The 13,092-nt window shown below is 60.2% G+C and carries 10 protein-coding genes; 1 reads left to right on the top strand and 9 read right to left on the bottom strand.

Going from position 1 to position 13,092, the window contains the following annotated elements; translation table 11 throughout:
- Positions 1–135: 135 nt before the first annotated feature.
- The 3 genes from rluA to D4100_RS23795 form a co-directional block, all read right to left on the bottom strand.
- On the bottom strand, positions 136–786 hold the full coding sequence (gene rluA / locus D4100_RS23805; protein ID WP_119805388.1) for a bifunctional tRNA pseudouridine(32) synthase/23S rRNA pseudouridine(746) synthase RluA: 651 nt from the start codon (positions 784–786) through the stop codon (positions 136–138).
- Between the two features lie 54 nt (positions 787–840).
- Entirely contained in the window at positions 841–3,747 is a 2,907-nt protein-coding gene (gene rapA, locus D4100_RS23800; RefSeq protein WP_006317568.1) for an RNA polymerase-associated protein RapA, read from the bottom strand.
- A gap of 269 nt (positions 3,748–4,016) precedes the next feature.
- The gene (locus D4100_RS23795; protein ID WP_199685736.1) at positions 4,017–6,380 is read right to left on the bottom strand and encodes a DNA polymerase II; all 2,364 of its coding nucleotides are present in this window, start codon (positions 6,378–6,380) and stop codon (positions 4,017–4,019) included.
- A 183-nt stretch (positions 6,381–6,563) separates the two neighbouring features.
- Here D4100_RS23795 and D4100_RS23790 point away from each other — a divergent pair, with 183 nt between their 5' ends.
- Positions 6,564–7,331: a DedA family protein gene (locus D4100_RS23790; protein ID WP_006317570.1), complete on the top strand. Its 768-nt coding sequence runs from the start codon at positions 6,564–6,566 to the stop codon at positions 7,329–7,331.
- 147 nt (positions 7,332–7,478) lie between these two features.
- On the opposite strand, the gene ilvN is transcribed toward D4100_RS23790, so the two are convergent.
- The 6 genes from ilvN to thiB all read right to left on the bottom strand — a co-directional run bounded on the left by ilvN (position 7,479) and on the right by thiB (position 13,047).
- Positions 7,479–7,772, bottom strand: coding sequence for an acetolactate synthase small subunit (ilvN, locus tag D4100_RS23785; protein ID WP_006317571.1), 294 nt, complete (start codon positions 7,770–7,772; stop codon positions 7,479–7,481).
- A 3-nt stretch (positions 7,773–7,775) separates the two neighbouring features.
- On the bottom strand, positions 7,776–9,470 hold the full coding sequence (gene ilvB, locus D4100_RS23780; RefSeq protein WP_119805386.1) for an acetolactate synthase large subunit: 1,695 nt from the start codon (positions 9,468–9,470) through the stop codon (positions 7,776–7,778).
- 111 nt (positions 9,471–9,581) lie between these two features.
- Positions 9,582–9,698, bottom strand: coding sequence for an ilvB operon leader peptide IvbL (gene ivbL / locus D4100_RS23775; RefSeq protein ID WP_208295193.1), 117 nt, complete (start codon positions 9,696–9,698; stop codon positions 9,582–9,584).
- 88 nt (positions 9,699–9,786) lie between these two features.
- On the bottom strand, positions 9,787–10,491 hold the full coding sequence (gene thiQ / locus D4100_RS23770; protein WP_006317573.1) for a thiamine ABC transporter ATP-binding protein ThiQ: 705 nt from the start codon (positions 10,489–10,491) through the stop codon (positions 9,787–9,789).
- Positions 10,478–12,085 (bottom strand): thiamine/thiamine pyrophosphate ABC transporter permease ThiP, encoded by a 1,608-nt coding sequence (thiP, locus tag D4100_RS23765; protein WP_119805385.1) that lies wholly within the window; start codon positions 12,083–12,085, stop codon positions 10,478–10,480. Before thiP ends, thiQ begins: the two co-directional genes overlap by 14 nt.
- Positions 12,061–13,047, bottom strand: a complete 987-nt coding sequence (gene thiB, locus D4100_RS23760) for a thiamine ABC transporter substrate binding subunit (protein ID WP_119805384.1) — start codon at positions 13,045–13,047, stop codon at positions 12,061–12,063. Before thiB ends, thiP begins: the two co-directional genes overlap by 25 nt.
- Between the last annotated feature and the right edge of the window lie 45 nt (positions 13,048–13,092).

Here is a 13,092-nt window from a genome sequence, read left to right as displayed (position 1 = left end):
GTCAGGCGCGGCTTTCATCGGGGCGCGGGAACAGGCTTAGTTTCCCAACAGACGCCGGATAGATTTAAGCAAAGCTCACTGTACCTCAAAATTCATCTTGCAAAAACGGGGGTGACCATAGATTTTTTGTTGGATTCAGAAATCCGGCTCGGCGCGGAAATGCATCGGCGTCTGGAATGCCGGATGGGTGATGCGCAGTTCCTGCGCATGCAGTTGCAATCGCGGTGCCATTGCCTTGGCTTCGGGATGGGCATAGAACCCGTCACCGAGGATCGGGTGGCCCAGTGCCAGCATGTGTACGCGCAACTGGTGAGAGCGGCCGGTGATCGGCGTCAGTTTTACCCGCGTGCTGCCATCGGCATCGTGCGACAGCACCAGATACTCTGTTTGCGCCGCTTTGCCGGTTTCGAAGCATACCTTCTGCAGCGGCCGGTTCGGCCAGTCGCAAATCAGCGGTAAATCCACCAGCCCTTCATCGTTCTCCAGATGGCCCCACACGCGGGCGATATAGGATTTCTTCGGCTCGCGATCGCGGAACTGACGCTTGAGCTCACGCTCTGCGGCCTTGTTCAACGCCACCACAATCACCCCGCTGGTCGCCATATCCAGGCGATGCACCGATTCGGCGGCCGGAAAATCGGCCTGAATGCGCGTCATCAGGCTGTCTTTGTTTTCCGGTGCGCGGCCAGGCACCGACAGCAGGCCGCTCGCCTTGTTGACCACGATAATGTGCTCATCCTGATACAGGATATGCATCGGGTCCTGAGGGGGATTGTAGGGTTCCATCTTGGCTCCGCTGAAAGTGACTGTACGGGGAACCGGAGTTCCCCGTGCCGCAGGTTACTGGTGGGTGACCACCACCAGACGGATAGCGTCCAGACGCCATCCCGCTTCATTCAGGTTGACCAGCACCTGTTTACGGTTGAACTCCAGCGCTTCCACTTCGTCATCACGGATATTCGGGTTAACCGCCTTCAGTGCTTCCAGACGCGCCAGCTCGGTGCTCAGCTTGTCGTCCGCTTCCTGTTTCGCCTGTTCAATCAGCGCGCGCGCCTGGGCTTCAACCAGGCTTTCCGCCTGTTGCAGCATGGCGTGCACGTCCTGTTGCACCGCGTTGACCAGCTTGCTGGAGGTATGGCGGTTGACTGCGTTCAACTGGCGGTTGAAGCTTTCGAATTCGACCTGCGCCGCCAGGTTGGTGCCTTTGCGGTCCATCAGCATGCGGATTGGCGTTGGCGGCAGGAAGCGGGTCAGTTGCAGGTGTTTCGGTGCCTGCGCCTCAACCACGTACACCAGTTCGACCAGCAAGGTGCCGACCGGCAGCGCCTTGTTTTTCAACAAGGACACCGCACAGCTGCCGGTATCGCCGGACAGGATCAGGTCCAGGCCGTTGCGGATGATCGGGTGTTCCCAACTGACGAACTGCGCGTCTTCACGCGACAGCGCCTGCTCGCGATCGAAAGTGACGGTGCAGCCGTCCTGCGGCAGGCCCGGGAAGTCCGGCACCAGCATGTGATCGGACGGCGTCAGCACAATCAGGTTGTCGCTGCGATCGTCCTGGTTGATGCCGACGATGTCGAACAGGTTAAGCGCAAAGCCCACCAGGTTGACGTCGTTGTCTTGATTGGCGATGGCTTCTGCCAGCACCTGAGCTTTCTCGCCGCCGTTGGAGTGCATTTCCAGCAGGCGATCGCGGCCCTGTTCCAACTGCGCCTTGAGATGGTCGTGCTGCTGGCGGCAGGCGTGAATGAATTCGTCCAACCCCTCATGTTCGGTCGGCGCAGCCAGGAAGCCGATCAACTGCTCGTAGCCGCTGTCATAAATGGTGCGGCCGGTCGGGCAGGTGTGCTCAAAGGCGTCCAGCCCTTCATGGAACCAACGTACCAGTACCGCCTGAGCGGTGTTTTCCAGGTACGGCACCATGATTTCAATTTCATGCATCTGGCCGATACGGTCCAGACGGCCGATACGCTGCTCCAGCAGATCGGGGTTGAACGGCAGGTCGAACATCACCAGGTGGCTGGCGAACTGGAAGTTGCGGCCTTCGGAACCGATCTCCGAGCACAGCAACACCTGGGCGCCGTCTTCTTCCGAGGCGAAGTAGGCGGCGGCACGATCGCGTTCGATAATCGACAGCCCTTCGTGGAACACCGCAGCGCGGATCGCTTCGCGCTCACGCAGTACCTGTTCCAGCTGCAGCGCGGTGTCGGCCTTGGCGCAAATCACCAGCACTTTCTTATCGCGGTTGGCCACCAGGTAGTCCAGCAGCCACTCCACACGCGGATCAAAGTTCCACCAGGTGGCGTTCTCGCCCTCGAACTCCTGATAGATTTGCTCCGGGTACAGCATGTCGCGCGCACGCGCTTCAATGGTTTTCTTCGCCCCCATGATACCGGACACTTTGATTGCGGTCTGGTACTGGGTCGGCAGCTGCAGCTTGATCTGGTGCAGATTGCGGTGCGGGAAGCCTTTAACGCCGTTGCGGGTGTTGCGGAACAGCACGCGGCTGGTACCGTGGCGGTCCATCAGCATGGTGACCAGCTCCTGGCGCGCTTGCTCGGCGCCCTCGGCGTCGCTATTGGCGGCTTTCAGCAGCGGTTCGATGTCCTGTTCGTCGATCAGTTCACCCAGCATGTTCAGCTTGTCATCGGCCAGACGTTCACCGCTCAGCAGCAGGGTAACGGCATCGGCGACCGGGCGGTATTTTTGCTGTTCGCTGACGAATTCTTGGTAATCGTGGAAACGGCTCGGGTCCAGCAGGCGCAGACGGGCGAAATGGCTCTGCTGGCCAAGTTGCTCCGGGGTCGCTGTCAGCAGCAGTACGCCGGGGATATGTTCCGCCAGCTGTTCGATGACCTGGTATTCGCGACTTGGCGCTTCTTCGCTCCAGGCCAGATGGTGGGCTTCGTCGACTACCAGCAGATCCCACTGGGCGTCTGCCAGCTCTTCCAGGCGCTGTTTGTTGCGGCGCACGAAGTCCAGCGAACAGATCACCAGCTGTTCGGTTTCAAACGGATTGCTGCTGTCGAGTTTGGCTTCCGAGTAACGGCTGTCGTCGAACAGCGAGAAATACAGGTTGAAGCGGCGCATCATTTCGACCAGCCACTGGTGCTGGAGGGTCTCAGGCACCACGATCAGTACGCGCTCGGCGCGGCCCGCCAGCAGTTGCTGATGGATGATCATCCCGGCTTCGATGGTTTTCCCCAAACCGACTTCATCTGCCAGCAGTACGCGTGGCGCGTGGCGCTGCCCGACTTCGTAAGCGATGTGCAACTGGTGGGGGATCAGGCTGGCACGCATGCCGCGCAGGCCGGCGAACGGCAGGCGATACTGCTCGCTCTGGTATTTACGCGCGCGGAAACGCAGGGCGAAGCGATCCATACGGTCGATCTGGCCGGCGAACAGACGGTCCTGCGGTTTGCTGAAGGTCAGCTTGCTGTCCAGCAGCACTTCGCGCATCGCCACGCCGCTTTCCTGGGTGTCCAGGCGGGTGCCGATATAGGTCAGCAGGCCGTTATCCTCTTTGACCTCTTCTACCTGTAACTCCCACCCTTCGTGGTTGCTGATGGTGTCGCCCGGATTGAACATCACGCGGGTGATTGGCGAGTCACTTCTGGCATAGAGTCGGTTTTCACCGGTTGCGGGGAAAAGCAGGGTAACCATGCGCACATCCAGCGCCACGACGGTTCCCAGACCTAATTCGCTTTCCGTATCGCTGATCCAGCGTTGACCAAGTGTAAAAGGCATATATTGTCGGCTCGATTCTTTTTAAGTAAGTCTTGTTACCGGGCGGGAAGGGCCGCGGCACCTGTATCAAACGTTTGCTAATCCCGGTTTATTTTAATTTGACGGGCAATAGCTGTTCACGCCATGCAGGCGTCGCGAGACGGCATGGGCGCAGCGTGGTTCAGAATTTGGGAAGGGCGCTATGGTAATGGAAGGCGGCGCGTTCGTCACCTGCAAAACCCGATGATTTTTCTTAACCCTTCGCCAAAGCCCGCATGGCGGGCGCAATGTCAGAACAGCCCCATCTGCCCGGTCACCAGCGTGGTAAAATCGTCGTGCAGAAAAGGGAGTATGGCGTCTGCCACCGGTTGCAACTGGCGGTCCAGATAATGCTGGTAATCTATGGCCGACTGCTGGGTCTCCAGGGGTTCCGGGCCGGCTACGGTCATGACGTAGCTGATCCAGCCGCCGCTCTGATATTGCAGCGGCCGCCCCTGTTGACGATTATAGTCGTCGGCGATACGCGCTGCACGGACGTGCGGCGGCACGTTGCGCTGATACTCTTCCAGCTTCCTGCGCAGGCGCTTGCGGTAGACCAGCCGATCGTCAAAGTCGCCGTTCAGCGTTTTGCTGACGTATTCACGCACAAAATCCTGATACGGCTGCTGTTTGAATATGCGCTGGTAGAGCAACTGCTGGAATTGTTGCGCCAGCGGCGTCCAGTCGGTACGCACCGTTTCCAGACCTTTGTAGACCATTTCTTCGTTGCCGTCGGGTTTGACGATCAGCCCGGCATAGCGTTTTTTACTGCCCTGTTCGGCGCCGCGGATGGTGGGCATCAGAAAGCGCGAGTAATGGGTTTCAAACTCCAGCTCCAGCGCGTTCTCCAGCCCGAACTGTTGCTGAAGGTGCTGCTGCCACCATTGGTTGACCTGCTGCACCAGCGTCCTGCCAATCTGCGCCGCCTGCTGTTCGCTGTGCGGCTGTTTCAGCCAGACGAAGGTGGAATCGGTGTCGCCGTAGATCACCTGATAGCCCTGTGCCTCGATCAGTTCGCGCGTCTGGCGCATGATCTCATGGCCGCGCAGGGTGATCGACGAAGCCAAACGGGGATCGAAAAAGCGACAGCCGCTAGATCCCAACACACCGTATAGCGCGTTCATGATGATTTTTAGAGCCTGGGATAACGGCTTGTTCTGTTGGCGTTTTGCTGCCTCGCGTCCTTGCCAGATTTGTTCGACGATCGCCGGCAGGCAATGTTTCCCGCGCGAGAAACGCGCGTGGCGAAAACCGGGTACGGAATCGGCATCGCCTGGGTGCCGCATGCCTTCCACCAGCCCGACCGGATCGATCAGGAAGGTGCGGATGATCGACGGGTACAGGCTTTTGTAATCCAGCACCAGCACCGAATCATACAGGCCGGGTCGGGAATCCATGACAAAGCCGCCGGGGCTGTGTTCCTCCGGCTGTTCGCCGAGGTTGGGCGCCACAAAACCCAGCCGGTGCATGCGCGGCATATACAGGTTGCTGAACGCGGCCACCGAACCACCGCTGCGGTCCGCCGCCAGCCCGGTGACGGTCGCACGCTCCAGCAAGAAGGTCAGCAGCTCGGCTTTGGCGAAAATCCGCGTGACCAACTCGCAGTCCTTCAGGTTGTAGCGCGCCAGCGCCGGTTTGTCTTCGGCGAAGCGCCGATCGATTTCCGCCATCCGCTGGTAGGGGTTATCGATGGATTTACCTTCTCCCAGCAGCGCTTGCGCTACGTACTCCAGGCTGAAAGAAGGGAAGTTCCAGGTGGCGGATTTCAGCGCTTCTATGCCGTCGATAATCAGCCGCCCGGCGGCAGAGGCGAAAAAGTGATTCTGCTTGAAGCCGTGCTCGCGCCATTCCAGCAGGTTGCCGCCACGGCCCAGTCGCAGGGGGATTTGGTAGCGCTCTGCGTGTTTTTGCAGCACGCGTAAATCGAACTGTACCAGGTTCCAGCCGATGATGGCGTCCGGATCGTGCCGTTCCAGCCACTGATTCAGGCGTTCCAGCATCTGTGGGCGGCTGGTGCAGTATTCCAGCTCGAAATCCAGCGGTTCATTGCCGCCGTTGGCCGGCCCCAGCATGTAGACCTGACGCTGGCCGCAGCCTTCCAGCGCGATTGAATACAGCTCGCCGTGGGCGGTGGTTTCAATGTCCAGCGAGACTATTTTCAGCGTCGGGCGGTAGTCCGGCGCAGGTTTCATCTGGCCGTCGAGCAGCGGACCGCTGCCATTGGGCCGGCCGCTGAACCACACCGGCGCGGTGATAAAACGCTCCATCAGGTAGCGTTCCGGCGGGCGAATATCGGCTTCGTAGACATTGACGCCGCCGTCTTTCAGCAGCTTTTCCAGTTTGATCAATTGACGATGCTGGCGGCAATACAGCCCCAGAACCGGGCGATGATGGAAATCGGTCAACGGCAGGGTTTTCAGCTCCAGTTGCCGCTCTTCACGCAGCAACAGCTCAGCGCGCTGGCGTTGTTCGGCTGGGATAAAGGCTATGGAGGTCTGCGGTGGCAGGCGAAGTTGCTGCGGCCCGCGGTCGGTCGCCAGCCAGAACTCCACCTCGGTACCTGCGGGCGTATCGCGCCAGTGGCGGGTGAGCAGAAAACCCTGTTGGAGTGACATCACGCGGTTCCTGAGAGGCTAAACTGAAAGGCTATAGGCATAAGTTACAGTATGGGTTTTTATACAGTGATTGTCCATTGTCGGGCGGTTTTGCCAAAAACGCATACAATTCATCGGTTGACTCACCCCCGGCCGCACCGGACAATCCCACGCCCACGCGCTTTTGATTACGAGTAGAGGTATATGGAAGCCTATCTGCAGCATTTGATCACCCAGTCATTGGCTTTCACTCTGATGGTCGTCATGTTTGTCGCGTTTCTGGAATCTCTGGCTCTGGTTGGGTTGCTGTTGCCCGGCACGGTAATGATGGCCAGCATTGGTGCGCTGATCGGCAGCGGCCAGGTGGATTTCTATTACGCCTGGGGGGCGGGGATCCTCGGTTGCCTGCTGGGGGATTGGATCTCGTACTTTATCGGCCGCGCCTTCAAGGGGCCGCTGCATCGTTGGTCATTTCTGAAAAAGAACAAGGCGATGCTGGACAAGACCGAGCATGCGCTGCATCAACACAGTATGGCGACCATTCTGATTGGCCGTTTTGTCGGCCCGACGCGCCCGCTGGTGCCGATGGTCGCCGGGATGCTCGACCTGCCGCCATACAAATTCGCCCTGCCTAACATTATCGGCTGCATCACCTGGCCGCCGGTTTATTTCTTCCCCGGTATTCTGGCCGGCGTGGCGATAGACATTCCCGCCAGCGCCAGCAGCGCGTTATTCAAATGGCTGCTGTTTGCGGTGGTGGTGCTGATTTGGCTGGCCGCCTGGTTGAGCTGGCGTTGGTGGCGTGAAGGCAAGCGCAGCGCCGATCGGCTGAGCAACTGGCTGTCGCCGGTGCGGTTGCGGATGGCCTGCGTGCTGAGTTGGATACTGGCGCTCGGGACCTTTTACTATTTATCCCAACAACCGTTGATGCCGGTGTATCGGCATCTGCTGTGGAAGGTGTTGGCCGGCTGATATCCCCGTTGTCTTTCAAGTGGCAGCGTTGTTGGCTGCGTCCCTAAACCCCAGTTACTTACCTAAGTAAGCGCTTGGGGATTCAGGCTCTTGCCGCCTGGCTGTCACGTGAAATCCATAGGGGATAGGGTTTGGTGCTCTGCCACCTTACTGGAAGAAGGCTTCCAGCTGTTCAAACACCCGCATGTCTTCGTTGTGGCGTTTCACCTGCAGCACATCCTCAAGTTTTTCTACCTGGCTGATCATTTGCACCAGCCGTTGATCGTCCGCCACCAATAGCCAGATGCGGCTCTGTTTGCCGTCTTTCAACGGCATGCACAGGATGCCCTCCACGTTGAAGGCGCGGCGGGCAAACAGGCCGCACACGTGCGACATCACGCCGGGATGGTTGCGGACCGCCAGCTCAAGGATCACCTGTGGATTATTGTGTTGTTCTGACATGGCTTATTCTCCAATCATGTCGATGTTGGCGGCACCCGGCGGTACCATCGGGAAGACTTTTTCATTGATATCGATCAGCGCGTGGATCAGGCACGGGCCAGGGCGTTGGATCGCCTCGGCCAGCGCGGCCTGCGGATCTTCTGCGGCGTTCAGATCGCAGGTATCCAGCCCGAAACCGGCGGCAATCTTGATAAAATCGGTGCGTTTCGGGTAGGCGGCGGCAAAGATGCGTTGCTGATAGAACAGGGTTTGCTGCTGATGCACCAGCCCCAGCGCCTGATTGTTCATCAGGATAATTTTCACGTCCAAATCGTGCTCGACGGCGGTGGCCATTTCCTGAATGTTCATCATCAGGCTGCCGTCACCGGAGAAGCACAGCACCTTGCGCTGCGGTTCAGCCAGCGCCGCGCCGATAGCCGCCGGCAGGCCAAAGCCCATGGTGCCCAGGCCGCCGGAGGTCAGCCACTGGCGTGGCCGACTGAGCGGATAGGCTTGCGCCACCCACATCTGATGCTGGCCCACGTCGGTGGTGATGATGGCGCTTTCATCCACGCAGCGCGCGGCGGCCAGCACCAGCCCGTAGTGGCTCAGCGGATCTTCGGCGTTCGGCATGCTGAACGGGAACTCGCGTTTCAGGCCGTCGACGGTGTCCAGCCACTCGCTGCGCGGTTGCGCTTCAATTTGCGGCAACAATTGTTGCAGCACCTGGCCTACGTCGGCATGAATGGCAATATTCGCCTGCTTCACCTTGCCCAGTTCGGCGCGGTCGATATCCACGTGAATGATGCTGGCGTTGGGGCAGAACTGTTCGGTTTTGCCAATCGCCCGATCGTCAAAGCGTGCGCCCAATACGATCAGCAGATCGGCTTCCTGCAGAATAAAGTTGGTGCTGCGGGCCGCATGCATTCCCAGCATGCCCAGTGACAGCGGGTGCTGCACCGGCATGGCGCCCAGCGCCATCAGCGTCATGGTGGTCGGCAGGTTGGCGCGTTCGGCCAGCTCAATTGCCTGTTGGTAGGCGTTGGCGCAGATAATGCCGCCCCCCAGATACAACACCGGGCGCTTGGCCTGGTTGATCATCGCGGCGGCTTGCGCCACTGCGGCGGCTTCGAAGACCGGCGCAGCGTCTGGCACTGCGACGGGCGGCAGTTCATCCAGGCTGATAACCGCAGTTTGTACGTCTTTCGGCACGTCGATCCATACCGGGCCGGGGCGGCCGGATTCGGCAATGCGGAACGCGTCGCAGATCACCTGCGGCAGTTCGCGGATATCGCGTACCAGATGGTTGTGTTTGGTAATGGGAATCGAGATGCCGTAGGTATCCACTTCCTGGAAGGCATCGGTACCAATCATTGAGGAAGGCACCTGGCCGGTGATGCACACCAGCGGGATGGAATCGAGTTTGGCGTCGGCGATGGCGGTGACCAGGTTGGTCGCCCCCGGCCCGCTGGAAGCGATGCAAACTGCCGCCTTGCCGTTGGCGCGCGCCATGCCCTGCGCCATAAAGCCCGCGCCCTGTTCGTGGCGCGCCAGCACGTGGTGAATGCGGGTGCTTTGGCTCAGCGCGTCATACAACGGCAGTGCCGCGCCGCCGGGAATGCCGGCTACGGTGGTGATGCCCTGGCGCTCCAGCAAATGAACGATCAGTTCTGCGCCGGTGAAGCGCTGGCCTTGATGTGACGTGCCCGAAATTGCCATGTTCCTATCCTTTCTCAGGGCCGGTTCGCTTTTCTGGGCAGGGGGCTAAAACAAGAAACCCCGCCCGGTTTGCGCCGGCGGGGTTTGGGAATCGATGCGTTGATTCGGACCCTACGGCGCATTGCCGACGACCACTACCACACGCACGACGACCATCACCGCGGCTGGTAGCGCGGTAACTAGTAGGGTCGAAGTCAGCGAGGATGCGATCACAGGGAACCTTATCATCAGTAATAAAAGTCAGGTTTTTATAAAACCACAGGCGAAAAATTCGCACAACAGGTTTATTCACCCAGCATAAAAAACGCGCTGCGGATCACGGTTTGTGCGAAATGCCCAGCACCCGAGCTTCCGGTGCGCTGCCGTCCAACAGCGCCTGCGTGGGGCCGTCGTAATAAATCCGCCCGTCGACCACCAACAGGGTGCGCGGCGCGATGCGTGCGGCGTCATCCAGGTTGTGCGACACCATCAGCAGCGTCAGGTTGCGTTGGTCGCAAACCTCTTGCAACAGTTGCAGCATCTCGTTGCGCAGAGCGGGGTCGAGCGCCGAGAAAGGCTCGTCGAGCAGCAGGATGGGCCGCTGGCGGATCAGGCAGCGGGCCAGGGCCGCACGCTGGCGCTGGCCGCCGGAAAGCTGTGACGGCAGGCGCTGAAGATGTTCTTCCAACCCCACCTGGCGGGCGATCTGCGCCAACTGTTGTTTTTGGTCCGCGTTCAGCCGCAGCCCGGGGTCGAGGCCCAAGCCGATATTCTGCGCTACCCTCAGGTGGGCGAACAGGTTGTTTTCCTGAAACAGCATCGAGACCGGCCTTTTGGCCGGCGGCGTGCCGGTGTGGTCGCAGCCGTTCAGCAGCAGCCTGCCGCTGGCGGCCGGCAGGAAACCGGCGATCAGGCTGAGCAGGGTGCTTTTACCCGCGCCACTGGGGCCGAGCACCGCGACACGTTCGCCCGGCCGGATACGCAGGTCAAAGCGCATCGGCAGGTGTTCATACAGATAGGTCAGTTTTTCAAGCGTCAGCATGGCGGCCCGGTAAGCGTTCGATCAGGGTAAACAGCAGGAAGCACAGCAGCAGCAGCAACAGTGCGGTGACCGCGCCGTCATTGCTGCGATAGGCGCCGATCTGCTGGTACAGGTAAAAAGGCAGGGTGCGGAACTGCTCGTTGCCAAACAGGGCCACCACGCCGAAATCGCCGATCGACAGTACGCAGGCGAAAGCCAGCGCCTGCGCCAGCGGGCGGCGCAGCGCTTTCAGCTCGATCCAGCGCAGCCGTTGCCAGCCGTGCATATCCAGCGACAGGCACAGCGGGTTGTAACGCTCGGCCAGGTCTCGCATCGGGTTTTCCAGCACCTTCAGGGCGTAGGGTACCGCCATCAGCGCATTGGTGAGGATCACCAAAGCATAGGGAGACTGCGGCAACCCGACAGTATCGCTCAACAACAGGAAGAAACCGGTGGCCAGCACGATCCCCGGCATCGCCAGAATCACCATGCCGCTCAGTTCAAGCGTTTGGCCCCAGCGTAGCCGCTGTTGCAGCTTCAGTTCACGGCTGCTCCACAGCAACATCATGGTCAACACCACGCACAACGCGCCGGCACCGAGCGCGATACGCAGTGACGTGAACAGCGCTTGCCACAGCACCTGCTGTTGCAGGACGCTGATCATCGTCTGATTGGCGCCATCGGCAATCACCGCCAGCAGCGGGGGCAGCAACAGCAGCAGGGCGGCGGCGATCAGCAGAAAATCGCTGGCGCGACGCCACAGGCTGTCTTCGGGATTGCGCCAAATGTGGGCCTGGGTGCTGCCGACCGGCAGCGCCTGGCTCAGTCGCTGGCTGAGCACTACCAGCCCCAGACAGCACGCCAACTGGATCAGCGCCAGCAGGGCGGCGCGGCTGAGATCGTAGTCATAGCTGAGCGCCTGGTAGATCGCCAGTTCTATGGTGGTGGCCTGCGGCCCGCCGCCCAGTGACAACACGGTGGCGAAGCTGGCGAAACAGAGCATGAAGATCAGCGCGCCGCTCGGCAGGATCTGGCGGCGCAGCGCCGGCCACTCGACGAAGCGGAACTGTTGCCAGCCGTTCATGCCGAGTTGGGCCGCCAGTTGGCGCTGTTCGACCGGAATGTTTTCCAACGCCTGCAGCAGCAGGCGGGCGGCCAGCGGCAGATTGAAGAACATATGCGCCAGCAGGATGCCCTGCAGACCATAGGGGGAAAAACTGTAGTTGATGCCGAGCCAGCCGCACAGCAATGCCAGCCAGCCCTGTCGGCCATACACGCTGAGCAGGCCGAACACCGCCACCAATACCGGCAACACCAGCGTCATGGCGCACAGCCGCAGCAGCAACAGCCGGCCTGGAAAGCGGCGGCGATACAGCGCGCGGGCCAGCGCTATGGCGGGTAGCACCGAGATCAGTGCGGACAGCAACGCCTGCCAGAAGGTAAAGCGGACTACGTGCCACAGGTAGCTATCCTGCCACAGGCCACGCCAATCGCTTTCCGGTGCGTGCCGCCACAGCGAGCCCATCGCCAGCGCGGCGACGGCCAGGATCAGGCCGGCGGCCAGCAGCCCCGGCCAGAGCCAGTGCGGGATCAGCGGCTGACGGCGGTTTGCCATGCCCGGATCCAGTTACCGCGTTGTTTGGCGACCTCTTCGGCGCTGTATTGCAGCGCGGTCTGGGGGACGGTCATTTGATCAAAGCCTGCCGGCAGTTGAGTCTTGATCACCGGGTACATCCAGTTACCGGTTGGAATGGCGTTCTGGAACGCCGGGGTCACCATAAATTGCATGAAGCGTTCCGCCAGCTCAGGCTGCTTGCCGGCCTTGAGCTTGCCCGCCACTTCCACCTGCAAATAATGGCCTTCGCTGAAGTTGGCCGCGGCGTAGCTGTCTTTCTTCTCTTCGATCAGATGATAAGCCGGGGAGGTGGTGTAGCTGAGCACCAGATCGCCTTCGCCTTTCAGGAACAGGCCGTAGGCTTCACTCCAGCCTTTGGTGACGGTGACGGTTTTCTTCGCCAGTTTCTGCCAGGCTTCCGGCGCTTTATCGCCAAACACTTTCTGCATCCACAGCAGCAGACCCAGGCCTGGGGTGCTGGTGCGCGGATCTTCGTAGATCACCTTCCAGTTCTGATCGCCGTTGACCAGTTCTTGCAGGCTCTTTGGTGGGTTCTTCAGCTTTTCTTTGTTGTAAACGAAGGCAAAGTAGCCGTAGTCATAAGGCACGAAGGTTTTATCCTGCCAGCCGCCAGGCACGTTCAGTTTGGCGCCGTCAACGCGGCTAGGCGCGAATAAGCCGGTTTGTTGCGCGGCCTGCAGCAGGTTGTTGTCCAGCCCCAGCACCACGTCGGCGGCGCTGTTTTTCCCTTCCATGCGCAAGCGGTTAAGCAGCGAAACGCCATCTTCCAGCGCGACGAATTTCAGCTCGCAGTTGCAGTCTGCTTCGAACGCTTTTTTTACCGCCGGGCCGGGGCCCCAGTCGGCAGCGAAGGAATCATAGGTGTAGACCGTCAACGTGGGCTTGGCAAACACCGGTAAGGTGCACAACAACAGTAATAAGGGCAGGCTTTTTTTGACCACTTTGCACTCCTGAAAGATAAGGGGGCAAAGGTATCTGAGGGCGAG

The sequence above is a fragment of the Serratia inhibens genome, from assembly GCF_003591175.1.
Taxonomy (GTDB): domain Bacteria; phylum Pseudomonadota; class Gammaproteobacteria; order Enterobacterales; family Enterobacteriaceae; genus Serratia; species Serratia inhibens.
This window is presented reverse-complemented; position numbering and strand designations above follow the sequence as displayed.

What these genes read in the sequence shown, in the direction of transcription:
- rluA (WP_119805388.1), bottom strand. Translation starts at nt 786, where the DNA reads ATGGAACCCTACAATCCCCCTCAGGACCCGATGCATATCCTGTATCAG.
- rapA (WP_006317568.1), bottom strand. Translation starts at nt 3,747, where the DNA reads ATGCCTTTTACACTTGGTCAACGCTGGATCAGCGATACGGAAAGCGAA.
- D4100_RS23795 (WP_199685736.1), bottom strand. Translation starts at nt 6,380, where the DNA reads ATGTCACTCCAACAGGGTTTTCTGCTCACCCGCCACTGGCGCGATACG.
- D4100_RS23790 (WP_006317570.1), top strand. Translation starts at nt 6,564, where the DNA reads ATGGAAGCCTATCTGCAGCATTTGATCACCCAGTCATTGGCTTTCACT.
- ilvN (WP_006317571.1), bottom strand. Translation starts at nt 7,772, where the DNA reads ATGTCAGAACAACACAATAATCCACAGGTGATCCTTGAGCTGGCGGTC.
- ilvB (WP_119805386.1), bottom strand. Translation starts at nt 9,470, where the DNA reads ATGGCAATTTCGGGCACGTCACATCAAGGCCAGCGCTTCACCGGCGCA.
- ivbL (WP_208295193.1), bottom strand. Translation starts at nt 9,698, where the DNA reads ATGATAAGGTTCCCTGTGATCGCATCCTCGCTGACTTCGACCCTACTA.
- thiQ (WP_006317573.1), bottom strand. Translation starts at nt 10,491, where the DNA reads ATGCTGACGCTTGAAAAACTGACCTATCTGTATGAACACCTGCCGATG.
- thiP (WP_119805385.1), bottom strand. Translation starts at nt 12,085, where the DNA reads ATGGCAAACCGCCGTCAGCCGCTGATCCCGCACTGGCTCTGGCCGGGG.